The organism is Paenibacillus sp. y28 (assembly GCF_037137075.1).
Taxonomy (GTDB): domain Bacteria; phylum Bacillota; class Bacilli; order Paenibacillales; family NBRC-103111; genus JBBBNV01.
The window spans coordinates 69,722-95,491 of the sequence record NZ_JBBBNV010000019.1 but is presented as its reverse complement, the minus strand read 5'-3'; the positions used below and the strand labels follow the sequence as shown (position 1 = coordinate 95,491).

The window sequence follows — 25,770 nt, the reverse complement described above, 5'->3', positions numbered from 1 at the left end:
TTCGTGCTTTCAGTGTATCACATCGCTTGGTAAGATTAACCTGTTAACGTTGAGGTATTTGAGATTTTAAGCACTAGTCGAAAATCAGCGGGTAGGCGCAAGAAACAGTGAGCTAGTATTTCCGTCACTCAGGGGAAACTACATAAATTTACCAAATGGACAGAGAGCTACCTTCTGGTGGGCAATCGACTTTTTGGTAATGAAAACTAAAACCTTGTTCAGAATTATTCGAAAACTATGCCGCCGACTTTTTATGCAACGCTAGTGAAATCAGATATAACTATATAAATTGAATGAAAGAAACCATCAATCAAATGTAGCTGAGTCCTAATCGTTCCATGACTTTGGACATCCCACGAAGCGAGTAGTGGTGACCCCATTGCTGTTCCACATACGCGGCAATAAGTTCAAGTGTCCAGTTGTGCTTGGCGGTGAACCCGACTTCATGGGGGACCGAATAAGCGACAGTCTGTTTCAATTGCTCCTGTTGTTCCTTCGTCAACCGGGATGGAGCTCCAGGTGAGTGCTCCAATTGCAAGGCGGGAAGTCCGCCGTTTTTGTACGCATGAATGTATTGGCTCACCGTCATTCGATTTCGATTGAGAATGTCAGCGATCTCAATCATCGAAGTGCCTTTCAGATGTAAGTAGATCGCTTGATAACGTTCAAACATTCGGCGATCTTTCGCTTGTCTCATCGCTCCTGATACTTCTTCCAGTTCGCTCTGTTTTTCCATGTCGTTCCCCACTTGTCCGTTTCGTTATCTGTTTCATATTCGACAAATGGTTCACATTCCCTTGTTAAGATTTGCTATGATTTCTGATTCAACTTAGATAAAATTTAGATTGAACTTAGAATGAACTTAGATTGAACTTGGCTTCAACCTCGTGTGTCTTCTGTGCCCGGCCCGATGATACAAGCTTGGGGCAGCTCGTTCAGCCGCAGGGTGCTTATAGGATTCAATGAGATTTTAACGAATTTGACCAATTAACCAGTTACAACCGCCGTAACAACCGGTCATCAACCCTGAGGCGCAGGCACCGCTCCACAAGCCCTGACTGCCGGGTCCGTTATGCCTTAGCCCCGGCCCGCACGTATACACGACCCTCGTGCTGCTCAACAACAACCGGCGCTTCAAAAAAGCCGCTTAGCGTGTCCTCGGTCATCACCTGAGCCGTTTCTCCGCTGCGGACAGCCTCGCCCCGGCGCAGCAGCAGCGTATGGGAGAATACCGGCAATATTTCCTCCGTATGATGCGTGACATAAATCAGGGTCGGCGCATCCTGCCGCTGCGACAAAGCCTCAATGCTGTCCAGCAGCTTTTCGCGGGAAAATAAATCCAGGCCGTTGCAGGGCTCATCCAAAATTAAAATCCGGGGCTCGGCCATTAACGCCCGGCAAATGAGCACTTTTTGCTTCTCCCCCTGAGAGCAGGTCCGGAACTCGCGGTCCCACAAATGAGCGCAGCCGAGTGTCTTCATAAATGCTTCCGCCTTCGCCTGATCCTCGTCCGTAATTTGCTCATACAGTCCTATGGAGGCGAATTTCCCGCTGATTACAATATTTTGCGCCTTATCACTGGCATACAGCTTGTCCTGCAGCGATTGGCTGACCCATCCGATGGACTGGCGCAGCTCCCGCAAATCTACCTCCCCGAACCGGTGCCCCAGCACGGAGATTTGGCCCTGTGTCGGCCACATATATCCGTTAATCAAATTTAGCAGCGTCGTCTTTCCCGATCCGTTTAGACCGAGCAGCGCCCAGTGCTCGTTAGGACGAACCTGCCAGCTGATATTGTTCAACAGCTCATTTTTTCCATTCCGGTATGTAACGCCCTGTACATCAATAACATGCCCCATGACGGCCAGCCTTCCTTCCTGTAATTAAACGGCTTCTTCCCCTGGCTGTTCCGCTTGAACAGCATTTGGATTCCATAATGTATAGCATAGTGAAATTTCAAAACCGTGTCGACACAAAAATTGCTCCTTTGAGCGGCTGAAGTTGACCTCCGTCGGATATGCCGGGAGCCGGACCGTAGATGAACGATGCTTGATATCGAAAAAGTGCGGCATTCCGGTCAGACTGATGCTTTTGCAGCTAATCCTTGCTAACGCACAAGGAAATAATTGTTTTTCATCAAAAAATAAAAAAGGCCCCTTTCTTTAACCGTGCTTGTTCCCCTCTAAAAAAAGAGACCCATCCGCCCACGGCGAGACTGGTCTCCGTTTTCATTTATTGGTCAATGGAATCCGAATTTCCTTGTCCTTATCCCCGGTATAATACCAGAAAATATAAATGTCCGCCTCCGTGCCCTCGAATCCGGCATACACGTCAATCGCCTCATTTGCACGCGCGCAGCTCCCAGCGCGCGGTGTTTCGCTGCATGACGGCGGTCGGTCGACCACATGCTGCCGCTGCCCAGGAAATTCACCTTGGCTTGATTGCCTGGGATGATTTCTTTTCCGCGAAGCATATACGTTTAATTCACTTTCTCAAAAGTCACATGCTCGATTTCATGCCAATCCGTCTTGAATACCGTTATAAACACATCCTGGCACACATCCTCAGCATCGTCGGGATGATGCAGCATGAAGAAGCACGTTTTGTATACATCCTTTTTGCAGGCTTCAAACAGCTCTTTGTTGGTCAAGCGCCCTCCTCCTTCCTGTGTATGCTTTATAAACAACACCGCATTCAGAAAGGTTCATTATTTTTATTGGCAGGGATGAGGCGCAGCGGGAGAAACCGCCGAAGCAGGTCAGCCGCCGCTGTAATCAGTAAAAAAAGCCGTCCTGAACAGGACGACTTTGTTTTGCGTTCCAATTGGAACGGCATATTGGGTGCAGGTGGATTGTTTCTCGCTATGCCTTACAGGCCTTCATTCATTAGAAAATAAAATCGTCGTCTGTCAGCGGCTCCACGTTGGTGGTGCGGACGTAGCCGTTTCCTTTTTTGGAGAAGAAATCGTGCTGCTTCGTTCTGGTGCTGATCCCGTTGAACACGATCGGGTTCACTTCTTCCTCCGGGAAGATGGTATCCAGCCCCAGATTCATCAAGGCTTTGTTGGCGTTGTAGCGCACAAACCGCTTCACTTCCTCCGCCAGCCCGATCGACGAGTACAGCTCCTCCGTGTAACGCTCCTCGTTCCCATGCAAATAGTGAAGTAAGCCGTGGAACGTTTCCAGCGCAGCCTGCTGCTCATCCTCATTCAGCTCCGCGAATACTTCCTGGGCAAGCACGCCGACATACAAGCCGTGAATGCTCTCGTCCCGCAAAATCAAATCGATGATTTCGCCGCTGCTGGTCATTTTGCCTTGTCCGGCCAAATAGAGCGGATAGAAAAATCCGCTGTAGAACAAATAGCTTTCCAGCAGCACGGAAGCCGCCATCGCCAAATACAAATCCTTCGGCGTTTCGATAGAACGGTAATATTGGGAAATCGTCTCCGCCTTCGTCTGCAGGCGCGGATTCTGCTCGACCCAGCGGAATACGCCGTCGATTTCTTCGGTTGTAGCCAGCGTGGTGAAAATGCTGCTGTACGATTTGGCATGGATCTGCTCCATCATGCCCATGAAGGCGAGCACCGCCTTCCGCTGCAGCCCTTCCACATGCTCCATAATCTTGGGCATCCCGACGCCGCCCTGCACGGTATCGAGCAGCGTCAAGCCTCCGAGCACTTTCATGTACAGCTCACGTTCATTATCGGATAACGTCATCCATGACATTTTGTCATCGGACAACGGAATTTCTTCATCTGTCCAAAACTGCATAATATTCTGGCTCCAGAACGTACTGGTGAAGTCATCATCCGGCCGGTTCCAGTTGACGGCCCGCAGCGGCCCTTTATTGGCTTTGTTATCCATCTTCAGGTTCTCCTTTTGGGTCAAGCACTGGTTACACCGAGCAGCTGACGCATTCTTCGACGGACAAGCGGTTCGTCCGGGTATAGTACAGCGACTTCAAGCCTTTTTTGGCGGCATAAATATAGTAACGGGCCAGCTGTCTCGTCGTCACGTCGCTGTTCACGTGCAGGACGGTCGAGATGCCTTGATCGATGTGCGTCTGAATTTCGGCAATCAAATCAATGACCTTGAACTGATCCATATTATAGGCGGATTTATAATAGAAGAAATTGTCGCGATTCAGGTAAGGCATCGGATAATACGTCGTTGAATTCGCGTAGGTCCGCGTTTCAATCGGCTCTACAATCGGCATGACACTGGAGGTGGCATTCTGAATGTAGGAGATGCTCTGCGTCGGCGCAATCGCAAGCCGGTAGGCGTGGTACAGGCCTTGCTTCTGCACCTTGGCTTTCAGCTCGCTCCAGTCCTGCGGGGACGGAAGCTCCATGCCTTCAAACAACGCCTTCGCCTTCTCCGAGACCGGACGGTAATCTTCGCGCTCATAGCGTTCAAAGTAGGTGCCCTTGGCGTATTCGGACTGCTCGAAGCCGTCGAAGACGATGCCGCGCGAGGCTGCGATGTCGGCGCTTTTCTCCAGGGAATAGAAGTTCAGTGCCATAAAGAAGGCTCTGGCGAATTGAATCGCGTCGCTGCTGTCGTAGGCGATGTTGTTTTTGGCCAAATAGCCGTGCAGGTTCATCGCGCCCAGCCCGACCGAATGCAGCTCGCGGTTCGCTTTGGCGACACCCGGCGCATTGGAAATGCTGGTCATATCGCTCACCGCAGTGAGAGCGATCATACCTTCATGGACGGATTCGCGGATTTTTTTCCGCTCCATGACGTTGGCGATGTTCAGCGACGCCAGATTACAGCTGATGTCCCGGCGGATAACATCGGACTGGCCGTAATCCCCGATCTCGGACGTTTCCTGAAGCTGGAAAATCTCCGTGCACAGGTTGGACATCTTGATTGTGCCGATATCCTTCAGCGCATGCCCTTTGTTGGCGTTGCTGCGGTTCATAATATACGGGTAGCCGGATTCCAGCTGAATGGTAGCAATTTTAATCAGCATGTCCCGCGCGCTCATGACTACTTTCTTTTTCACCCGGTCATCGGCAAGCAGGCGGTCGTACATTTCATCCATGTCCATGTCGTCCATATGCTGTCCGTACGCTTTGTAAACGGAATAGGGAGCAAATACATGCAGCGGCTCGTTGCGCTCCGCCAGCGTGTACAGCTTGTTCGGAACGATAAGCCCGATCGACAGCGTTTTGAGCCGTGTTTTCTCGTCGGCATTGATTTTTTTGCTGTCCAGAAACTCCATGACGTCCCAGCCGAAAATATTGTAATACCCTGCGCCCGAGCCTTTGCGCTGGCCCATTTGGTCGGCGTAGGAGAATGCATCCTCCATCAGCTTCAGCACCGGCATAATGCCCTTGGCCGCCCCTTCGACACCCTTGATCGGCTCGCCGCGGCCCCGCAGCTTGGACAGGTTGACCGCAACGCCGCCGCCGATTTTGGAAAGCTGCATACACGTCCCAATGCCGTAGTTAATGGAATTGAGCGAATCGTCCAGCTCCAGCAGGAAGCACGATACCATCTCGCCGCGTCTGCTTTTCCCGGCATTCAGGAAGGTCGGCGTAGCCGGCTGCAGCCGGCGCTCCATCATCGAACCGGCCAGCGCGCGGGCCGCCTCCATGTCGCCACGGGCCAGATGCAGCGCTACAATCGCAACCCGGTCCGGATAATGCTCCAGATAAAGAGAGCGGTCATTGCTTTTGACGGCATAATCGGTATAAAACTTCGACGCAGCCATATACGAAGGAAATTCAAAACGGTATGCATGCGTAATGCCATAAATTTCTTCTACCTGCGCCAGCGTGTAGGTTTCGAGCACATTTTCGTAGAAGTCTTCCTCAATCATATATCGGATTTTATCGGCTGTCGTGGCAAAATGAATGCTCTTCTCACGGACTTCCTCCATGAACGCCTCTACGGCCTCACGGTCCTTATCCAGTTGGAAAAAGCCGTCCTCGGTCCGCTGCATGAGCATGTTGTTCAGTTCAATATGACGCAACTGCGCTCACCTCCTGTTTGAATCGTTCTACATCCTTCATTGTTCCGGCCAGCTCGAACTTGCTCAGCACCGGGACGCTGTACAGATCCGCGATCCGGTCGGCGCTGCGGGCGAAGCCTTCGCCCCAGTTGCGGTTGCCGCTGGCCGAAACCCCCTTCAGCTTCTGATGATTACGCTTCAAGAAGGAGAGCGTCTTATCCGGCGCCTGGCCGAAGCCGGTTGTATACGTTACGAGCACGAACGGCTCGTCGATAATCATTTCGTGATCAATCGGCACCGCCTGCATATTCAGCTTGCCGATGAATCTTTTTACATTCCCTGTCTTGGAATCGTAAACGATAAGCATTATGTAGTCTCCCTTTCCCTATCCCCTGCGCCCGGAACACCCTCCGCCGATTGTCCGCAAGCCGGTCTTGTTTATTCTTGAAATAAAAAGCAATGCCGTGCATGCAAGCGGAATTCACTGTTATCCAGCGAAAAAGGCGCATCAGCGACAGGCGTGCCGGATGCGCCGAATACAGGCAGGGCTTATTCAAGCCTGACAAGTAAACCGACGTAACGGACACCTTCCTATCGACCGTAGGGGTGTGTCAATGTGTGCGGGCAGGTCTCCTGGCTCGGGGCACCTTGCGATGGGTCCGCCTTCCCGGCATCAAAGCCTTGCGCCAGTGGCTGATTGGACCGAATCTGCTCCCTTACAGTGGCGGGACCGCGCCGGTGTTGCACCGGACTTCCCTATTAAGCTTTTTTCACGATAGCTCCAGATTAGAAGTCACTCGCTCACGCTCATAAACCCGCTTCTAGTCTAGCTTCTTAACGGCCGGTGTCCTTGCACAAGGACCGCAAACCCGCTATTTGGTGAAAAAAGCACCCGTCACAACCATATGTAGATTGCTTTAAATAATTTATATCAATATCTTGTGCATGTCAATTGGTTCGAAAGCCTATTTTTCTACTAAAAATCATACGTGATCCTCTGAATGCGCCATACTGCTCCGTTTTACGGCAAACCACAAAAACAAACTTTTTTTCGATCCAAAAAATGTAAATCGCCGCCATCCGGCATCCCGCGCGGGTTTGGCGGATTCAGAGGCCGATTGTGGATACGCTGTCATCAGCGATTCAAAAAATAGGCGGCGCTTTTGTCCAAAACATGCACATCGGCATGAATGGGTCTCAGGTACCTTGACCGCAGAAAGGGACTCGTTCATCGGTTTCTATCACCGGAAAAGGTCACTGCGCGCCCAGAGGGAGCTTTGCGGGTGATAACAACTACGGGGAGCGGAACCGCTAGTCGGATCGCCAAATGGCCGCCCCATAGCTGGAGCAGCCCCTATTCAGCAATCCGCCCGTCCATGGCGCGGGCAAACAATCCGTCGTAAACACCGTTTTCATATCCAGCCTTTGATCCAGCAGCTTGATTGAACCAATTGATCCGGACGCTCCGATCATCGCTCCTCGCTCATGTCACCGGGGCCTTAGCGGCGGCCGGGAGGACAGCCGTCAATCAGCCCCCAATCCCCCGGGGCCAGCACCGCCTCCCGCTTCTTGCCGGCCCAGATCCCCAGCAGCTCATGCCATTCCATATCGGCTCCCCCCATCGGGTACAAACTCCGGCGCTGCCGCCGTACAACACACCGGATAGACGGCGCTTCCCCTCACAACAGCGGTTCCTTATCCTCCAATACGTTCCAGCAGCCGCCGGATGCAGCGGTCCGTCTCTGCCAGCACCACTGCTTTATCCACCGTCAGCACCGTTTTGTTCTCCATTACAATATTGCCGTCAATCAGAACCGTATCCACATCGGCGCGGCCCGCCGCGTATACGAGCCGTGAATACACATCCGCGTCATAAGCGGGGTACGCATGAAACTCGTTCAAATCCACAAGCTGCAGGTCCGCTTTTTTCCCCGCTTCAATGCTCCCGATTTCACGCTCAAGCCCAAGCACCTCTGCGCCGCCTATCGTCGCCATCCGCAGCGCTGTTTTGGCATCCATCGCCCTTGGCCCGTGTTTCACCTTATGCAGCAGCGCCGTCAGCTTCATCTCCTGGTACATGTCGAGCGTGTTGTTGCAGGGAGCCCCGTCCGCCCCAATCCCCATAGCAATCGAGCGGGTCAGCAAATCCGGCACCTCCGCTATGCCGGAGGCCAGCTTCAAATTCGACCCCGGACAATGCGTCAGCTTAACCCCGCGATCCCGGACGATCCGCTTCTCCTGCTCGTCGAGCCATACCCCGTGAGCCAGAACAAGGCGCGGCGTGGCAAGGCCGATATGGTCAAAATAAACCACATTGCGCATCCCCAGCTCCCGCTCGACCAGCTCAATTTCGCTGCGGTTCTCCGAGGCGTGCGTATGCACCAGCACCCCGTACTGCTCCGACAGGTCGCGTACTCCAAGCAAAAGCCGCTCCGTGCAGGACAGCACAAACCGGGGGCAGAACGCATAGCCGAGACGCCCGCCGTCGTAACCGTGCCACCGTTCCAGCAAATCGACGCTTTCCTGCATCGAACGGTCTGTATCCTCGGCAAGCGACTCCGGCACGTCCTCGCCCCGGTCCATCATCACCTTGCCGGAAATCGCCCGAATTCCGCTCTCTGCCATAGCCCGAAAAGCGGCATCCGCGTGACGGACCGTTTCCATGTCCAGAATGGTCGTTGTGCCGCTGCGGATCAGCTCCCCGATGCCAAGCAGCGCCGAGTAAAAAACGGACTCCTCATCGTGAGCGCCCTCCAGGGGCCAAATCCGTTTTTTCAGCCAGTCCAGAAGCTCCATATCGTCCGCCCGCCCGCGGAACAAGGTTTGGCACAAATGCACGTGAGTTTGAATAAAGCCGGGCAGCAGCACCTTGCCGCCGGCGTCGATAACCCGGTCCGCCGCAGCGTTCAGCTCTGGCGCAACCGCCTGGATACGTCCCGCTTCAATCCATACATCGCCAGTAAACACCTCGTCCTTGGCGTTCATCGTTACAAGCTGCGCGTGTTTAATCAATATGGATGGTTTGTTCATCAGAAGCCTCCTCCAGATGTCCGTCTTGGCCGTACGCGGCCCGGAACGGGCGTCAGCGGCCGAGGCCCATTCTGGCTGCCGACCTCAGCTCTCCGCTCCCTCGCGCGCCGGCAGGCTCGCCTGTAGACGCACGCTTTGCCACATGCACCGTCCCTTCTATACGGTGACGGAACAGAAAAGCCAGTTTCAAACGCAGCAAATCATTGACCTTCTTGAAATCAATACCAAGCAGCTCGCTGATTTTCTCCAGCCGATAGGCCGCCGTGTTGCGTTGAATGTACAGCTGCTTGGCTGCTTCCGCAATCTGCCCGTCATGCTCGATGAAGGTCTCCAGCGTTGCCGGCCGCGCCGCGCTCATCCAGCCTGCGCAGCAGCCCGACCGCATTCTCGGGCGCATCCTTCATCAGATAGGCGGTTGTAAACAGCAGCTCCCCGGCCTCAATCCAGTCGGAAATATCCGGTGCATCCATGACATTGACGGACTTCACGACCCGCATAACGCCAGCCCTGCCTGCAATGACCCGTCCCTCCGACAGTGGGTAAATTGACATTGCCTTAATGTGCAAGCCGCTCCGCCTCCCCGTACGTGATAAGAGCCAAATCTCTCCATCCGATGCACAATGTTATCTATATGTTATGTTTTATAACATTATTATATGACGATCCGCAGCGCAGGAGCAACGATAACTTTAAACTTTCTGAAAATTATATTCAAAACAAATACCACGTCTCCCGTGCATTCAAATCCGCAATCGCTTCTGTTCCGTTTCGTTCTGTTTATGTTGATTTGTGTTGATATTCCTTATAAACTACTTCATAAAGGGGGCCGAGACGATGAACCCGATGGTGTGGAACAGCTTTACCGTAGAGAATCAGCCTACAGTGCCGGGCATGCTGCGCGCCGAGCGTTACAAGCGGTCGTTCGGCTACCGGGTGAAGCGCTCCAGAGGCACTCGCGATTTTTATTTGACCTACACCTTATCCGGCTGCGGCTTGTTTCATCACGGCACCGACGTGCTGGAGTCCAGGCCCGGAGATATTACTGTCATTACTCCCGGAACCCCTCATCTGTATGCTGCTGACGATCAGGGGGATTGGGAGTTTTACTGGTGCCACTTCACACCGCGGGAGGAATGGATGCCTCTGCTGCAGCTGCCCGAGCAGCTCAAGGGGATTAAGGGCGGACACATCGGCAATGACGGTCCGGACACCGACTTCATCTGCGCCTTGGACCGTCTTGTGAAGTACAGCCGGGACACAAGCTTCATCGGGGAAAAGCTGTCCGCCAACGCGCTGGAGGAAGCGCTGCTGCTTATCTATAAACATAGCGAAACAGGAGTCCAGCGGCTGGACTCCCGTATCGGTCATGCGATTCAGCTTCTATCAGACAAATTCAACGAGCCGTTGTCCGTTCCTGTTCTTGCTGCTGCCGTCAATCTGTCCCCTTCCCGCTTCGCGCATCTGTTCAAGCAGCAAACCGGCGAATCCGTTATGGATATGCTGAACAAAATCCGGCTGCAGCATGCCCAGCAGCTGCTCGCCGTAAGCGACAAGTCCGTGGCTGAAATCGCGGAGGCGGCGGGCTACGGCAGCCCCTATTATTTCACACGCCAATTTACCGCCATGTACGGCTGTCCGCCCGCCGCCTACCGCAAGCAGGCCTCGCCGTCAGGAGCCGCTTCTGATGTAATCGGCTCTCGCCGCCCTGTGCCGGCAAAATGATAGCTTTTGCAGCACGCGGCCGCTTCGTTTAATCGGCGGATTCGGCCAAAAACCGCTCCAGCTTCAGCGCTTCAAGACCCGCCAGCAGAATGATGCCGATTCCGTGCGTGTCGTCAAGCAGCCAGGAGAGCTCATCCTTGTAGTAAAGCTTATTGAATGAAAAGCCCGAGCCCCGGCATACCCCGTAAATATGGCCGTGCTTATCGATTGCAAGCCTCCGTAGACCGTCCCAGCCCTTGGCTGCGGCAGCGCTGTATGGGCCGGGGTTCGTCAGCCAGCCCTGCCGCACTCCCCGGGCAAAGGCGTAAATGAACATCGAGGTGCATGACGATTCCTCATACGATTCCGGGTCGGTCAGCACCTGATGCCACAGGCCGTTGCCGCCCTGCAGCGCCAAATAGCCGCCGCACAGCTCCCGGTAAAACTGCAGCAGCTCCCCGCGCAGCTCATGCTTCTGCGGCATAACTGTCAAGAGCTCCGTCAGCGAGAACAGTACCCAGCCGTTCCCCCTGCCCCATGGCACCGTGTTCGGCTTATTGAATTTAAAGTCGTACACATGGTGCATAATGGACTGATCCGGCATAAACAAATAGCTTTTGTACAGCTTGAACTGTCTGGCCGCGTCCAGGAGCGCCTCCTCATTGCCCGTCCGGACGTAGTACCGGCACAAAAACGGCACGCTCATATACAAATCATCGCACCACATCGTCCGCTCCATAAAATCGGCGCTGCCCCGGACGCGGTAAAGCGCGCCGTCCGCAAGCCGATCCTGCTCGTGTCTGATATAGGAGGCAATCCGCTCGATGGCCGGCTCGGCGCCTCGAAGCTCCCGGTGATTCATCGCCCGCAAGGTTACCGCCCCGAAGGAGCCGCAATCATCCAGACTGTCTATCGCCGCAAGCTGGTGGTTCAGCCCCGGCGCCCCGTATTGCTGCAAATCCCAGCGGGCGTATTCATCCCAGCGGGTACACAGCTCGATATGATCCAGCACATAGCGGACATAATCCGGACGCTCCAGCACTTCACCGCTTTGCAGCAAGCCGTACAAGGTTACGCCCAGCGGATAGTTCCATTTCCCGAATAGCGCGGTTTCCAAATACGGGCGAACCCAGCTGTCAGGGAGGTCCACCTGCCAGTACGTTCCGTCCTTACCGTCCTTAAACACGGTATGCATAGAGCAGAAATCCTCCGCCTGGAAAGGAATACCAGCAGAAAATGGTCCCGCATACAGCCATGCATCCGGTGCTCCGCGGACAGGCACCGGCAGCTCGAAGCCGGAGTCTTCTCCCTGCACATCCTCCAGCTCCAGACCCCACTGGCCGCCGCCAGAGTGCGACCGGATGATCATGTCGTTCAGGCCGGGCTTCAGAGCCGCCTGCACGCTGAAAGCCCCGGCGCTGCCGGACGCCGTGCTGGAGTACACCTCACGGCCATTGACGTAGATCTCCCCGGCACCGCGCCGCATGCCGCGCAGCTGAACGGTCAGCCCGTCTCCTCCGGTCCGGCGAAGCCGCGTCCATGCAACAGCGCAGCTGTCCTGGGGACTGCCGAATAACCGTTCCACTGCGCTTTGCTCCAGCGTATGCGTCTCCCATTCCCGCTTCGGGTACCACCTCAGGCCGGTATCCGCTTCCGACATCCCTTCCCCGGGAAGCTCCGATAGGGGAGCGTCCAGCGGCTCGCTGAATATCCACCCTTCCTGACCGGACCGTTCCGCCGACGGCGCCAAAAAATGCAAGGGCGCCCCTTTGATCGAGCCTGTCCCGAACAGCCCTCCGCAGCCTGTCGCAGTTTTGAGAAACCGCAGCACAACGTGGTTCCAGCCTTGGTTCACCCGGACATGAAACCAATTTTTCCGATCGGGAAACACATCGTCATTCAGGTTCGATTTAAACCGGCGCTCGCCGTTGACATACACGTGAAGCGGACTAAAGCAGCTGACGCTCAGCGGCATGTCCCGTTCCTCGCCGCTCCACAGCTTCGCCCAGGCATAGACGAACTGACCTTCCCGCACATCCGGAATTTTGTCCTCCACATTCATGACATACCGGTAGTCGGACTGGCGGATAAAGCCCTCCCTGGCAAAAACCCGGAAGACGGGACCATGCTTCGGATGAGCGCCGATATGTCGGTTTGCTATTGCGCTCAGCACCTCTTCCGTGCTGGAAATAACCGTATTTATGGAATCATGCTCGGGAAAATAGGCCACTGTCAGGCTCCTTTCATGGGTGAATGGCTCCTAGAGCCGAAAAGTCAGAAATTCGCAAACGTTAGATGAAAGAACGGCATGTCGAACATTTTTTGAAGTGAATTCCATTCATTCAAGATGAATTAAGATGAATATGTAAATAAAATTTGTTCATGGTGTGAATCGCAAACGATTCAGGATGCGGCCAAACACGGACGGCCCAGGCGTTTATTCAACCTCGCCGCCGAAATAAAGCGTCGTGCTGTACAGCCGTTTCGGCTGCGGTAACGGCCTGGCCGTCGCAGGGACGGACAAATTCAGCGGGCGCGAAGCATAAATATAAGCTTTGTCCTGGGTGTAGACGATGACCTGCTCCCGGCCGGTGCCGAGCAAATCCGCATGTACGACGTAGCCGTCCACCGGAAAGCGAACCGCTTCTCTCCTATGTCCGTCATACAGAGCTGGCGTGACGCCACCACCGCGCCGATAAGCGAGAATGTAGTCCGGCCCGTGCGGCTCCCAGCCCCGCAGCGGCTCGATCATGGTCAGCCATCCGCCCGTAACACGCTGTTCCTTCCATACTTCCCGGCCTTCGGAATCCAGCAGAAACATTCCGTCCCTGCCGCTCCCGCTATCGTTGTCCCCGCGCTCAATACGGTCCAGACCCGCGATTTGCAAGCCCGGCATATCCGTGCGGAACCTGCCGAGCGCAACATGCTGCGATTCAATGGAGCCATCGTAGCGCCACAGCTCCGAGCCCTGCAGGCTGTACATCACAGTAACGCTGCCGCCCACCACCACTTCCGGCTCCCCGTCCCCGTTCACATCGCCAATCCAGATGCAATCGGCATGGTCATCGAGGTCCTTGCACGACCACAGCTTCGTTCCGTCATGGTCGAGCATGTCGTAGCCGGCCATCACTTCATCGCATCCGTCTCCGTCGATATCGTAGACCCACGGAAAATGCCCGGGATTGCCCGTATAGGTCCATAGGACGTTCATTTCGTTATCCAGCGCCCACAGCCTCCGGTACCGGTCCTTCAAAATAATATCCTGCGGCCGCTCCAGCCCGCGCAAATTGGCGATAATAATACAGTCATGCGCCAAAGGATCAGGCAGCGGATACGATTTCTTCAGCTCCCCGCTCCGCCCGCTATAGATACGAAACTGTTTGTCCATCACACACAGCACTTCCAGCTGTCCGTCTCCATCAATATCATACAGCTGTACCGGATAATCAGAGCCCGGACCGCCTGCATTCGGGTCTGGCGTTCCTACCTGCCACAGCAAATTCCCCTGCAAGTCAAACACAGTCATACACTGCACCTGGTGGGGGACGTAACGGTCGTCGATGCCGCCGTCAGGCTGCGCCAGCAGCAGCTCCATCCGGCCATCCCCGTCCACATCACCCAGCAGCATCTTGGTGCGCAGCCCGGCCTTGTGAATATCCACAATCCCCAGCAGCACCGCCTGCTCTGTACGCTCAACCATGCGTTATGCCTCCTTATGAGCAATTACAGCCATCATAAAACAAATGTAAACGGGTAAACAGAGCGGATTCTGCCGTTTTTTTGACCGATTCCGCTGCGAGACCTGCAGGAGCATTCTCTCCCTCTATTCGATTCGGCCTTCTTCATTTATAAACAGGAGCATGGGTACTTCGCCCGATGTGCGGAACACAGCACGGTCCAGTGTGCAATGCCATCTGAATGTTGCCCCGAAAAACGCAAACAGCCATGCCCTCCGGCACGGCTGTTGCTTTTGCTGTTCTGCTTTTTACTTGCTATGGCATCGTATTAAAGCTGACGAATTCGCCAACCGGCTTGCGGTAGCCTCGCGGCCGCTGGCTGGAAGAATCCTCCTTGCCGATGGCAATCAGCATGACCGGCACATACCGGCCGGGAATGCTCAGAAGCTGCTGGAGCTTCTCGGCGTCATAGCCGATCATCGGGCAAGTGTCCCAGCCCTTCTCCTTGGCAGTCAGCATAAACTGCATCGCCGACAAGCTCGCATTACGGATTGCCTCATCCCGCTTGAAGACGTCTCCTCTGTCTTCATACATCTGAGTGACCATTTCAACGGTCATGTCGAATTCCTGCTGGCTCATAACACCGAGATTCAAAAGCCCCTCATGGATATGCCCAACCTGCCGGTACGCTTCCAGATCTCCGAGCACAACGATAACGGCTGATGCCGTCTTGACCTTGTACTGCCCGGAGGCTTCGTACACCTGCTCGATTTTGTTCTGATCCTTCAGAACCAGATAGTGGGTATGCTGCAGGTTAAACGCGGACGGGGCGAATTTGACAATTTGAAAAATGTCGTCCAGATCCTGATTCGGTATTTCGATGCCGGTCAAAAATTTATTGACGGATCTCCGGGATTTAGCCACAGAAATGAAATCTCCCATAAGGTGTTCTCCTTTTCGCCATTGCTGCACCAATGAACTCTTATTTAAATACCTTCAAACGCTCTTCAAGCGGCTGGAACGCTTTCTCCCCTGGCGCTGCTGTCGGTTTGCCAAACGGCATTTGCGCAATCAGCTTCCAATCGGCAGGAAGGCTCCACTCCGCCTGCACCTTCGCATCGATAATCGGGTTGTAATGCTGCAGGGAAGCGCCGAAGCCCTCTTGCTCCAGCAGGGTCCATACAGCCAGCTGCAGCATCGCGGAGGATTGGTTGGACCAAATCGGGAAGTTCTCCGCATATGCCGCGAAATTTTGCTGAAGGGACGAAACGACCTTCTGGTCTTCAAAAAACAGGACGGTGCCGTATCCGGCACGGAAGCTGTCCATTTTTTTCCTGGTCGGCTCGAAGCTCTCGGCAGGCACTATCCCTCTCAGAACCTCGGTTGTGATGTCCCACACCTTGTTATGCTGCTCGCCGAGCAAAACGACAACCCGGGCGCTTTGGGAGTTAAAGGAGGACGGCGTATGCAGCACCGCTTCCCCCGCCAGCTCCTGAATGCGCTCATCAGATACTACCGGCTCTTTACTTATTCCATAATACGTGCGTCTTTCCTTTAATGCGGTTAAAAAATCTTTGCTCATTCTAATCGCCTCCACTATGTTTGTAGGGCCGTTTCCACCAAAATCAGCAGCACATAGACATCAGTAACTTTATTCGTAACAGGTTACTATGCTATTATGAACCATAGAAATTCATTGTGAAAGTACGCTCTTTCAAGATATAAAGTATCCTGAAGGATACCTTAAGGAGGAGAGTGTTCCGTGGACAAAAATCCGGAGCTGTGCAAGGTCGAGGACACGCTTCATATCATTGTGGGTAAATGGAAGCCGATTATTATTATGCGCCTCCTGTTTCAAGGAACCTTCCGATTTAACGAGCTGAAGCGCACGCTGCCCGGCATTACGACCAAAACCTTAACCGCCCAGCTGCGCGAGCTGGAAGAGGAAGACATTATAGAACGGGTCATTTACCCGCAAATTCCGCCCAAAGTCGAATATTCCATCACCGAGTACGGCCGCAGCCTCATGCCGGTGCTGGATTCCCTGCACAACTGGGGAACCGCCCATTTGCAGCGCAAGACGCAGGGCAAGGCAGCAGCAGAATCCTCCACCTCCTGACCGCCCTGTCTCTAGCTTCGGCCTTCCACTTCGATGGTCTTGGCGCTGCAGTACGCTATCGCATGATGCCCTATTATTCACGAAGGCCGCCACGACGACAGCGCGCTCGGGTGTAACACCAAATCAAAGCTGTAAACCGCAAGGCAACCATCCAACCGGCAACGATTCCCCGCAGAAGAGCTTGGTGAAGCCTCAGAAGCTTTCTCCGGGAGGGGGGTCAGGCTTAGATGCGTTTGCAAAAGCGTAAGCCGAATATCCCTTAATCCACTAACTTGCTAATGACAAACTCATTCTGCAGCACCTGCCAAATGGCCGGGTCCTCCATGCCGAGACGCCATAAGGCCAGACCCCGGATACCGAGCCTGTGGGCCTGCTGCATCTTGGCCCGGATGCTGTCCGCGTTCTCAAACCATACCTCGTGCTGATTCCCTTCTGCGTCGGTATAGCTGAACATCGGCGTCTGGGTCTTCTCATCGAATACAACCTTGACTCCGTACTGCTTCGCCCGGTCCATCGCCATGCTGTAGGTAACATACGTATTGCGGCCTGTGGTCAAATTAAAATCGAACCCGAATACCGAAACCGCCGCCAAAATTTTGCTGGCGGGCATCTTGGTCAAGGCATAGTTCACCACGCTACCCATCCAGCCGCTGGAGACGACCGGCCCCGGTCCGCTGCCCGGCCAGCCGTGCTCATTGTACAGCATCAGAACCACCTGGTCGGCAGCTTCTCCGATGACGGCGTAGTTAAATGGAGCCGAGAATGGATTCGTCGGCTGATCCGAGGTCCGGGACGGCGTATCGACGGAGAAAAACCATCCCCGGCTTCGCATCTCCCGGCCCAGCTCCCGGTAGAAATCATTCAGCTTCTCCCGATCCTCATAGTACACATCCTCGAAATCCATATTTACCCCGTCAAATTCGTACTGCTGGATGAGCTGTACCATGCTTTGAATGAACGCCCGGCGCGTCTCCGGCGTCGCCAGCATTCCGCGGACGACATCCTTGTTCACATGTTGATTCCCGCGCTCATACAGCAAATTGTGGACGGTAGGCAGCATTTTTACATTATGACGATGGCCGAAATTCACGATTTCCTTCATATACGCTTCGCTGAAGGTGGCGGGGAAATTCTCGACGCGGGTCGGGTCGCTGCGGTTTAGCCTCAATCGTGGCATTCAATTTTCGGGAAATGGTATACAGCGAATCTCCGGCCTGAACCACATATTCAACGGGACCGGATACCGGTATTGAAAGCGGCTGGCCGATATAAAGCGCCGGCGATGTGAGCCTGTTCGCTTGCATAATTGCTTCTACGGTCGTGCCGAACCGCAGAGCAATCGAGTATAGAGAATCCCTTGCCTGGACCACATACGTAATCATAACGCCCCTCCTTTATTGTCTTTAACGGCGAGTACGACCTTTTTGAAGCATCGGGGCCGTCTGTTCCGGTTCAACCCGTAAACACAGCGATAGTTCATACTTATTCAGCGCCTAATCATATCACCACTTTTCTTATACTTCTTCCTCATGGTTAGAGCTCCCCGTGTGTGCATGTAACGGCGCATAAACGGCAAGCCCCGCCTGACTGCCGTCGTCAAGTGAACCATATTACGCAGCATGAGACAGGGGCTGTCCAATAAGTCCCTGAAATAAAAAGGCTGGGCGAGAAAACCTAAAGTTTTCCGTCCAGCCTTTTTATGTGCCTGCTTTTGCAGGAATGCAGCGAGGCGGATGCCTGCTACCTTCAGTAGATGGTGGACCCCGGCTCTTCTAGCCTGGTGTCCTTATGATTTGACGCGTGATTTCAGCTGCTCTGCAGCTGCCTATTGATGAATGGAAGGACCCACATAAGAGCGGTATACGTAGTTTGCGCCTTGCCCGTAATCGGTGAGCCCTGTGAAATACAGTGTAATATTCGCCGGTCTTCCGTTGAAATCGTCCGGGCTTAAATCCCCCTTGGGAATCAGGAAGCCTGTTACATACCGGGTATCGAATTCCCGCAGGCTGCCGACTAATTTCGCTCCCCCATCGCTCTCAGCAACGGTTCGGATTTCTCCGTATTTGTTGATTCCTTCCTGCGCATAGCTGAGATCAAGAAACTCGCCGTTCGGCTTGTACGTTATATTCCGCCGCAAATAGGCCATTTGGTCAAGCTTGCCCGCACCCTGCAGTTCACCTGTTTGATCCTTTACAGGAGTCATTTGAATGCTGCAGCCCCATATATGGGCGAAGCCTTCCGGCATTTGGCGGATAGTCAGCCGGTTCATTGCAATAACTGCATAGGCGGAATCCTGAATGTCACGCTCGTTACGGTCATCGGAAACCGTCCAACGGGCATCCTCAGGTATAAAAGACCGGTTCGGGTCATCCGGGTTATCCAGGTCAATGACGATGAATTTCTCCGTCTCGCAGCGGGCATTCCCTTGATCCGCTTCAGCTACAAGCAGATCATCGCGGAATTCTTCCTCTGCTTTGCCGAAATAACGCGGGAGCATGGTCAGCATGTTGGTCCTGTGCCACATAATTTCGGCAGCACCTACCGTATACTTGTCTGTTGTGAACCGCTGCCCTGCGTTAAAGGCCAGCACACGGTTGACAAAGGTCACGGCTTGCGCCCGCGTCGCAGGAGCCTCCAGTGACAGCTCGCCCGTCCCGGTTCCGGTCAGCAGTCCCCGGCTGGCAGCCTCGTATACCATGCGGCCGGATGAGCTTGTCCGCGCTTGCTGCAGCTTGTTAATCGGATCAATCGCCTTCTTCAGCATCTTCAAAACCTTATCGATGCTGCCTTGCTCCAAAGAGATGGCATACCCGCACATGTTCTCGTCCCGCGCGCATTCCTCCGTCGGAGTAAGCAGCTCAGGCGGCTTTCGCTGTTTGACGCGCACCAAAGCCTGCTCCAAATCAGCCATAACCTGTTTCGGATCGGTATACAGCAACCTCCAGTCCCCGGTAAAATCCGGTCCTGCCATAACCGTTTGAATATCCGGATTTTCCGCTTGGCTTGGCGCCGGGAATGCAGCGGTAACCGCCTCCTGCAGCAGCTTATCCGTCAGCGGCTGTTCCGTCACTCTCACCAGGGTGCCAGCTATTTCTCCGCGTGTAATCGGCAGGTCCCAGCCGCCGGTGTAATCGTCTTTATACCACGCCTGATCCACCGCAGCCTGATAAACGGGTGCAAACCAAGAATCTGAAGCGGAAGCTGCGGATGCCTGCGGCCCCTGAAGCGCTCTTACAGCCATTCCAAGAAATTGCTCCCGCGTCACCGGCTCATCAGGCCCGAAGGTCCCATCCTCGAACCCGTTGACAAACCCGGCTTTCACCGCCGTCCGGATTTGCTCCTCCGCCCAGTGGCCGGAAACATCGGTGAAGGCAGGCGATGCCGGTCCGCCGGTTGCCGCTGAAGCGCCGGAATCCGGGCCTGCAAGCAAAATAGCCGCCACACCGGCCGCAGTTGTGTAAAATCCAATCCGGGCCAAAAGCTTCCAATCATTACGTTCTTTCATCTCGTCTATAGCGCCCCCCGGAATCATGTTATCCTATCATTATACCAGAAAATGGGCGCTTCTGAGTGACATTCCGCCTGAACAAAACGCAAAAGCCCGGACAACGCACCGCCATGCGCTGATCCGGGCCTGTCCCAGCTAGATTACTCTGCGTGCAGTAATATACCTTTTCTTGTAGCTGGCGGCATTCAAATCGCCAATCGTAACCCCGTTCACCGAGCCGCCGATCGTGTTGTGAATGAACTTTCCGCCGCCTATGTAAATACCAACGTGGTCAATCACACCGGATTGACCGACACTGAGAAAAACAAGATCGCCTTTTTTCAGCTGGCTTTGGGACACGTACGTCCCTTGCTTGCTCTGTGCTTTGGAGCCCCATTTTAAGCTGATGCCTTGTGAAGCAAACACATATTTGGTAAAGGAAGAGCAGTCGAAGATCAAGTTTGTGGCGTCATTGACTCCCCATTTGTAGCTGACCTTTCCCTTCAGGGATTGTGCCTTGGCAATAACGGCATCCGCCGTGCTTGCTGCCGTTGCCGTTGCAGTTTCTCCGGTTGCCGCTGCTGCTGCAGCTTCTGTGGTTGCCGCTTCGGCCTGCACGCCCTCCGCCTGTGCAGATAGCGGCGCGGCCAACAGACCGGAAGTCAGCAATATCGATAGGCAGCCTGCCCCGACAATCGTTCTGGCAAACAAACTCGTTTTCGCTTTAATCATGATGTCCTCCCATGCTGGTTAGATGTACTACACAGTGTAATACTACCATGTATGAAAGAGGTGGACCTAGTGGGAAACAAAGGAAACCGGAGAACAGTATCAACTGGAGTATAATAAGCATATTGGCTTTTGCGGTTCCCGCCCCCGCGCCGGCGCTTTGCTAGCGGAGGTATAAAAAAACAGGCAGCGTTGAAGAGATTCTCTTCACGCTGCCCGCATACGCTCAATTCCAGTCGGCCAAGTACGCTGTCGTTAAGTTCCTGTGACGCTATATGATGCTATATGACGCTTGAAATGAAGATTACGGGAAGCTTAAGGCTTACTCCACCCGCAATGCCTGCTGCTGCGCGACCAGGCACAGCTCGGCGGCCTTGAACGCGTGAGCCTGTGTCATCGCGTGCTCGGTCCGGTTCAGGCAATCCAGTATAAGCTGGCCGAAGAACGGATAGCCAACCTTCCCCGACAGCTCCAGATGGCGCTCCCCTTCCCCGTTGACCAAATACAGCTGGTTTCCTTTTTTGTCTCTGGCTACGTCGACATATTTACGCAGCTCGATATAGCCTTCCGTGCCGAGAATAATCATCCGGCCGTCCCCCCAGGTGGATAAGCCGTTCGGGGTCAGCCAATCGACGCGGAAATAATTCGTTGCCCCGTTGTCGCCAATCAGATTGGCATGGCCGAAATCCTCCAGCTCGGGGTACTGCTTGTTGTGGTAGTTGCCCACTTGGCTGTTAACAACACGAGCGTCCTGACAGCCCGCATAAAAAAGAAACTGCTCAATCTGATGGCTGCCGATATCACACAAAATTCCGCCGTACTGCGCTTTGCGGAAAAACCAGTCCGGGCGGCTCGGCGCATTCAGCCGGTGCGGCCCCAGCCCCATAACATTCACTACACGGCCGATCGCTCCGTCGTGAATGAGCTGTCCGGCGAAGACAGCGCTTTCCACATGCAGCCGTTCGCTGTAATATACCATATATTTGCGTCCGGTTTCCTGAACCGCGGCCTTTGCCGCTTCCAGCTGCCCCAGCTCTGTAAACGGCGTCTTATCCGTGAAATAGTCTTTGCCATGCTGCATGACCTGAATCCCTAGCGGTCCGCGATCCGAAGGAATGGCAGCGGCGGCGACCAGCTGCACCTCCGGGTCCTGCAAAATCTCCTGCAGGCTGGAGGCTGCGCGCACCTCCTTATATTTCTCCACAAACTTGCGGACCTTCTCCGGGTCCGGGTCGTACACCCACTTTAGCGTCGCCCCCGCTTCAATCAGCCCGTTGCACATGCCATAAATATGGCCGTGGTCCAGCGCCGCAGCTGCGAAAATAAATTCACCCGCGCCGACAACCGGCTGCGGCTTGCCTTGCGGCGCATAATTCATTCCATCACTTGTCTGCATCATCCGTATGCCTCCTGTCAGTGTGTTCCCTGCACATTCAACTGCTGGTATTCTCCGGTTTTTTTGTCGGAAACGGATGCGCGAATGCGCTCCTGCAACAAATCATAGAACAAATCCTCGTCCATTGGAAGATCGACCCAATTGTCCGTCCAAGCGGACAGCAGCATCGCATTGGACAGCGTCAAGCCGTGAATGCCGTCCTCACCGGGGGCGAGCAGCGGCGTGCCGTTACGGATAGCGTTGGTCCAGTCCTGCATAATGCCCACATGCTGCGCCCCTTCATGGTCCGCTATCGGCACATCGCATTTCCAGCATTCCGGCTGTCCGAAGCCGCCGGTATAGGTGCTGTTGAACTCCCGCTCGGAAACACGCAGACGCCAAAATGTGAGCTTGCCGTCTTCAATGACGATTTTGCCCCGGTCGCCAGCCACCTCAAAGCGATTCGTGCCGGGCGCCTCCCCGGTAGTCGTAACGAATACGCCCGTTGCGCCGTTGTCATACTCTACATACGCTGTTACTTCGTCCTCGACCTCAATTCGGCGGTGCTTGCCGAAATAGCAAAAAGCGCGAATCCGCTTCGGCGTAAGTCCCGTCGTCCAATGCCACAAATCGAGCTGGTGCGGATCTTGATTAATGAGTACCCCTCCGCCTTCGCCGCCCCATGTGGCCCGCCAGCCGCCAGAATCGTAATAGCTCTGGGATCGGTACCAGTTCGTAATAATCCAGTTCGTCCGGCGGACCTCCCCCAGCTCGCCGGACTGTATCAAATCCCGCAGCTTCTGGTACAGCGGGTTGGTCCGCTGGTTGTACATAATGCCGAACACGCGGTCCGAAGCCGCCGCCGCCTCGTTCATGAGCCGGACCTGCTTCGTATATACGCCCGCCGGCTTTTCTACAAGCACATGCAGGCCGTTTCTGAAAGCCTGAATGGCAATTTCGGCATGATCATAATGCGGCGTTGCAATGAGCACGCCATCCACAGTCCCGGAAGCCAGCAGCGCTTCCACACGGTCAAACCGGGCCACACCTTCGCCCAGCTCCCGCTCCGCCCAGTCCAATTGGCTTTGGCGCGTATCGCAAACAGCAGCAAGCTGTGCGCCCTTTACTTTCTGCTTCAGCAGCTCCCGAGCATGACTCGTTCCCATATTGCCCAAACCAATGACACCGATTCGCACGTTATCCATTGCTTCGTTCCCTTCCCGAGAAAAATAGTAAATCCCAGATTCGATAACGCTTTCATTGTACCACATCGGTAAGCGGTTTCTCTTTACTCCGATTATCCGATTTATCATCTTCATTTAACTCAGGTTGTCATTTTGGGCGCAGGATGCACCGGGACAGCCGCATGGGTCGGAAGGTTCCGCTCTCGCACAGTCGCATGTCCGGCCTTCTCAGGACGCTGTCATTTCCGTGCCATGCGTATGCGAATAAAGGCGGTGAAGAACAAAACGGTAGTCAAACCGCCTTCAATGGAAAGAGAAACGACCGGAAACCAGAAGCTTAAATAGTGATTGACAAGCGAGCTGTTATAGGTCAGCGGCAGCATCGGGCTGAACATTAATACCGCGCCGAACGCATAGACCCACTTTTTGTGGGAGCGCGTCCGGAATAACTGAGCGGCCCCTTGGGCAGCGGCGTAATAGACCATCGAAATGGTAATAAACGAACCGGAAATAAAGCTGAGAAACAGCAGCACCTCGATCCGTTCGAAAATAATAAACTGCGTAATCCGGGCAAAGACATACACCGGATGCTGAAACTGCGAGGCCATGTCCGTCCCCATCACCATAATGCAGTACACAAGGTACAGCGTCATCACAAAGGACCCTAGCGCAACGGCCATCACCTTCATTTTAAACGTTTCTGTCGGCCTCGACAGATGGGGCATAATCATTCCCATCATTATACAAATCCCGAACCAGCTCCCCGGATAAATCGCTCCCTTTATGGCGGGCATCAGCCCGTTTTCAAACACAGGCAGCATATAATTCAGATGAAGATATGGAATGGAGCTGGCAAATAAAATAAAGCTGGCGAGTAATATGAGCACGCCGATAAGCTGGCTTAGCCTCGCGATCGTCTCTACTCCCTTAATAGCCGCAGCCCCGGCACAGAGGGTCATCGTCACCGCGAAGACTTCCCGGGGCGTGTCGGGCATCAGTGTACGGGTTAAGAAATCACTGTAAATCCACAGGGCCGTCACCATCACACCAAGGAAAAACAAAATATAGAGGAGATTGACCGCCCGGCCGAGCTTGCCGAATATCGTATTGGTGTACTGGATCAGGGATTGGCCGGGATACATGAGGCCCAGCCGATACAGCAAATAGGCAACATAACTATCAATCAGCATGCCCAGCAGCACGGACAGCCACAGATCCTGCTTGACCTTGGACACGAGCTGGTTCGGCACAGAAAAAAAGGTCAAGGACGTAATCGAAACAAAGATGATAAAGAAGAACTGGTAGGGTGAAATTTCACTTCGTTTCACTCCGTATCATCCTTTCCTTTGCTGCTATCCTGCAGCAGTCCCGATTTTACGATTTTAACAGACGCCGTCACCTCCACTTCCACATCCTTCAGCGCTTCGTTCCATCCGCTCTTTAGCGCGTTCCACTGTTTCGGGTTCCTGCGATGAATCACTTCGCCGAAGCCAATCACATCACTCTGATAGGTTTTGTATACCTTGGCGACGGTTTTTTGAATGGTAGCCTGAATGTGGCTGTTTACATCCTGCTTCAGCTCGGCAAATGTCTCCAATTGGGACAAGTCCAGCTCTATCGTGGAGGTTTTAAGTAAGACAACACCCTTGAACAACACCTTTAACTTGGGCAGCTCCCCCTCAAAAACCGGGATAAGCCTGACTCGAATATCTTCGATTTCAAAATCAATGACCTCTTTGCCGGATCGCATCACACGCAAGGCCCCGTACCGTGTCCCGCCTGACAGCCAATTTACAGTCTGGCTTTCTTCCTGCGTGAGCCAGCCCAGCATTTTATGATTCCGAAAAACAGCGGCTTCACGAATCTCCATGATTTTGGCGCTGGACCTCGGAGCTGCCGATAAGCCGGGCGCGACCGCATGAAAGCCAACCAGATTCAAACGCGGCAAAAATTCATACATTTCCACCGAGCCGCTTGCCGCGCTGCGCTGATCGTCCTTTAAAAACGATTTCCACTGGTCAGCGGATACCGCCTCCAGCTCATAAGAATTTTGGAGCGCTTCCTTGGCGGTCATTTTGGTGATTAGTATACGGCTGTTGAAATTTTGATTCGTTTCCCTCCAGAAGTAGTCCATAAACCCGTCCAGCCCGTACCGGGCGAGAGCTTCCCCGATGATCACGATTTTTGTTTGCGGGAAAAACAAATTTTTCTTGGCCTGATGCCGGATGGAGGCCACCGCTTCCTCAAGCGTTGCGCCGGAGGCGGTATAGATGGCGAACGGCTTCCGGTTCTGGTTCCCCCCTCCGGCCGCAATGGGCAGTGTCGGGTTAATGAGCTGAATGGTCACCTCCAGCTGCTTATCCTTGGACAGATCCAGCCCGATAGCGGAAACGACCGTCAATTGATCGAAGTTCAGCTGGCTCCAGCACCCGCTAAGAACGAGCAAGAGCAGGAAGAGCGCGATCATCTTCAGCTGTTGAACCCCGGGTATCCGCACAAGCTCGCCTCCC

24 protein-coding genes and 1 riboswitch are annotated in these 25,770 nt (G+C 54.1%); of the genes, 3 read left to right on the top strand and 21 right to left on the bottom strand.

The genetic code is table 11. The annotated features are described in order from the left end of the window. Window positions 1-310: 310 nt before the first annotated feature. The gene (locus tag WBG83_RS15495) at window positions 311-736 is read right to left on the bottom strand and encodes a helix-turn-helix domain-containing protein (RefSeq protein ID WP_336746070.1); all 426 of its coding nucleotides are present in this window, start codon (window positions 734-736) and stop codon (window positions 311-313) included. Window positions 737-1,070: 334 nt separating this feature from the next. Further along, window positions 1,071-1,859, bottom strand: coding sequence for an ABC transporter ATP-binding protein (locus WBG83_RS15490; RefSeq protein WP_336746069.1), 789 nt, complete (start codon window positions 1,857-1,859; stop codon window positions 1,071-1,073). 524 nt (window positions 1,860-2,383) lie between these two features. Here WBG83_RS15490 and WBG83_RS15485 point away from each other — a divergent pair. Further along, window positions 2,384-2,896: a hypothetical protein gene (locus tag WBG83_RS15485; protein WP_336746068.1), complete on the top strand. Its 513-nt coding sequence runs from the start codon at window positions 2,384-2,386 to the stop codon at window positions 2,894-2,896. On the opposite strand, the gene nrdF is transcribed toward WBG83_RS15485, so the two are convergent. The 7 genes from nrdF to WBG83_RS15450 all read right to left on the bottom strand — a co-directional run bounded on the left by nrdF (window position 2,886) and on the right by WBG83_RS15450 (window position 9,554). Further along, window positions 2,886-3,863, bottom strand: coding sequence for a class 1b ribonucleoside-diphosphate reductase subunit beta (gene nrdF / locus WBG83_RS15480; protein ID WP_336746066.1), 978 nt, complete (start codon window positions 3,861-3,863; stop codon window positions 2,886-2,888). The two genes, WBG83_RS15485 and nrdF, sit on opposite strands and share 11 nt — an antisense overlap. A gap of 31 nt (window positions 3,864-3,894) precedes the next feature. Then, entirely contained in the window at window positions 3,895-5,979 is a 2,085-nt protein-coding gene (gene nrdE, locus WBG83_RS15475) for a class 1b ribonucleoside-diphosphate reductase subunit alpha (protein ID WP_336746065.1), read from the bottom strand. Further along, window positions 5,966-6,325, bottom strand: a complete 360-nt coding sequence (gene nrdI, locus WBG83_RS15470; protein ID WP_336746064.1) for a class Ib ribonucleoside-diphosphate reductase assembly flavoprotein NrdI — start codon at window positions 6,323-6,325, stop codon at window positions 5,966-5,968. The genes nrdE and nrdI overlap by 14 nt, the downstream gene beginning before the upstream one ends. A 239-nt stretch (window positions 6,326-6,564) precedes the next feature. Further along, window positions 6,565-6,774: riboswitch (cobalamin riboswitch) on the bottom strand. Between the two features lie 495 nt (window positions 6,775-7,269). Continuing rightward, the gene (locus tag WBG83_RS15465; protein WP_336746063.1) at window positions 7,270-7,431 is read right to left on the bottom strand and encodes a hypothetical protein; all 162 of its coding nucleotides are present in this window, start codon (window positions 7,429-7,431) and stop codon (window positions 7,270-7,272) included. 222 nt (window positions 7,432-7,653) lie between these two features. Then, a complete protein-coding gene (locus WBG83_RS15460; protein ID WP_336746062.1) occupies window positions 7,654-8,988 on the bottom strand; it encodes a 5'-deoxyadenosine deaminase in 1,335 nt (444 codons plus the stop codon). Between the two features lie 52 nt (window positions 8,989-9,040). Next, on the bottom strand, window positions 9,041-9,373 hold the full coding sequence (locus WBG83_RS15455; protein WP_336746061.1) for a PucR family transcriptional regulator: 333 nt from the start codon (window positions 9,371-9,373) through the stop codon (window positions 9,041-9,043). Further along, complete coding sequence (locus WBG83_RS15450; protein WP_336746060.1) at window positions 9,300-9,554, bottom strand: PucR family transcriptional regulator ligand-binding domain-containing protein; 255 nt, start codon at window positions 9,552-9,554, stop codon at window positions 9,300-9,302. Before WBG83_RS15450 ends, WBG83_RS15455 begins: the two co-directional genes overlap by 74 nt. 268 nt (window positions 9,555-9,822) lie before the next feature. Between WBG83_RS15450 and WBG83_RS15445 the strand changes: the two genes are divergently transcribed. Further along, window positions 9,823-10,710 carry a helix-turn-helix domain-containing protein gene (locus tag WBG83_RS15445; RefSeq protein WP_336746059.1) on the top strand — a complete coding sequence of 296 codons (888 nt, stop codon included), beginning with the start codon at window positions 9,823-9,825 and terminating at the stop codon, window positions 10,708-10,710. A gap of 28 nt (window positions 10,711-10,738) precedes the next feature. Here the strand turns inward: WBG83_RS15445 and WBG83_RS15440 are convergent, their stop codons facing one another. The 4 genes from WBG83_RS15440 to WBG83_RS15425 all read right to left on the bottom strand — a co-directional run bounded on the left by WBG83_RS15440 (window position 10,739) and on the right by WBG83_RS15425 (window position 15,948). After that, window positions 10,739-12,919, bottom strand: a complete 2,181-nt coding sequence (locus WBG83_RS15440) for a glycoside hydrolase family 88/105 protein (RefSeq protein WP_336746058.1) — start codon at window positions 12,917-12,919, stop codon at window positions 10,739-10,741. A 207-nt stretch (window positions 12,920-13,126) separates the two neighbouring features. Continuing rightward, window positions 13,127-14,389: a rhamnogalacturonan lyase family protein gene (locus WBG83_RS15435; protein ID WP_336746057.1), complete on the bottom strand. Its 1,263-nt coding sequence runs from the start codon at window positions 14,387-14,389 to the stop codon at window positions 13,127-13,129. Between the two features lie 292 nt (window positions 14,390-14,681). After that, window positions 14,682-15,308: a nitroreductase family protein gene (locus WBG83_RS15430; protein WP_336746056.1), complete on the bottom strand. Its 627-nt coding sequence runs from the start codon at window positions 15,306-15,308 to the stop codon at window positions 14,682-14,684. A gap of 40 nt (window positions 15,309-15,348) precedes the next feature. Next, entirely contained in the window at window positions 15,349-15,948 is a 600-nt protein-coding gene (locus WBG83_RS15425) for a nitroreductase family protein (RefSeq protein WP_336746055.1), read from the bottom strand. A gap of 180 nt (window positions 15,949-16,128) precedes the next feature. Here WBG83_RS15425 and WBG83_RS15420 point away from each other — a divergent pair, with 180 nt between their 5' ends. After that, complete coding sequence (locus WBG83_RS15420) at window positions 16,129-16,485, top strand: winged helix-turn-helix transcriptional regulator (protein WP_336746054.1); 357 nt, start codon at window positions 16,129-16,131, stop codon at window positions 16,483-16,485. Window positions 16,486-16,744: 259 nt separating this feature from the next. On the opposite strand, the gene WBG83_RS15415 is transcribed toward WBG83_RS15420, so the two are convergent. From WBG83_RS15415 to WBG83_RS15385, 8 genes are all read right to left on the bottom strand, one after another. After that, the gene (locus tag WBG83_RS15415) at window positions 16,745-17,653 is read right to left on the bottom strand and encodes a glycosyl hydrolase family 18 protein (protein ID WP_336746053.1); all 909 of its coding nucleotides are present in this window, start codon (window positions 17,651-17,653) and stop codon (window positions 16,745-16,747) included. Further along, the gene (locus tag WBG83_RS22645) at window positions 17,553-17,867 is read right to left on the bottom strand and encodes a LysM peptidoglycan-binding domain-containing protein (RefSeq protein WP_442955842.1); all 315 of its coding nucleotides are present in this window, start codon (window positions 17,865-17,867) and stop codon (window positions 17,553-17,555) included. Before WBG83_RS22645 ends, WBG83_RS15415 begins: the two co-directional genes overlap by 101 nt. 443 nt (window positions 17,868-18,310) lie before the next feature. After that, window positions 18,311-19,990: an S-layer homology domain-containing protein gene (locus WBG83_RS15410; RefSeq protein WP_336746051.1), complete on the bottom strand. Its 1,680-nt coding sequence runs from the start codon at window positions 19,988-19,990 to the stop codon at window positions 18,311-18,313. Between the two features lie 138 nt (window positions 19,991-20,128). After that, a complete protein-coding gene (locus WBG83_RS15405) occupies window positions 20,129-20,704 on the bottom strand; it encodes a C40 family peptidase (protein ID WP_336746049.1) in 576 nt (191 codons plus the stop codon). A 319-nt stretch (window positions 20,705-21,023) separates the two neighbouring features. After that, entirely contained in the window at window positions 21,024-22,097 is a 1,074-nt protein-coding gene (locus tag WBG83_RS15400; RefSeq protein WP_336746075.1) for a Gfo/Idh/MocA family protein, read from the bottom strand. A 17-nt stretch (window positions 22,098-22,114) separates the two neighbouring features. Continuing rightward, window positions 22,115-23,281: a Gfo/Idh/MocA family protein gene (locus tag WBG83_RS15395; RefSeq protein ID WP_336746048.1), complete on the bottom strand. Its 1,167-nt coding sequence runs from the start codon at window positions 23,279-23,281 to the stop codon at window positions 22,115-22,117. Window positions 23,282-23,499: 218 nt separating this feature from the next. Next, entirely contained in the window at window positions 23,500-24,588 is a 1,089-nt protein-coding gene (locus WBG83_RS15390; protein ID WP_336746047.1) for a GerAB/ArcD/ProY family transporter, read from the bottom strand. Then, window positions 24,585-25,757 (bottom strand): Ger(x)C family spore germination protein, encoded by a 1,173-nt coding sequence (locus tag WBG83_RS15385; RefSeq protein WP_336746046.1) that lies wholly within the window; start codon window positions 25,755-25,757, stop codon window positions 24,585-24,587. The genes WBG83_RS15390 and WBG83_RS15385 overlap by 4 nt, the downstream gene beginning before the upstream one ends. Window positions 25,758-25,770: the final 13 nt, after the last annotated feature.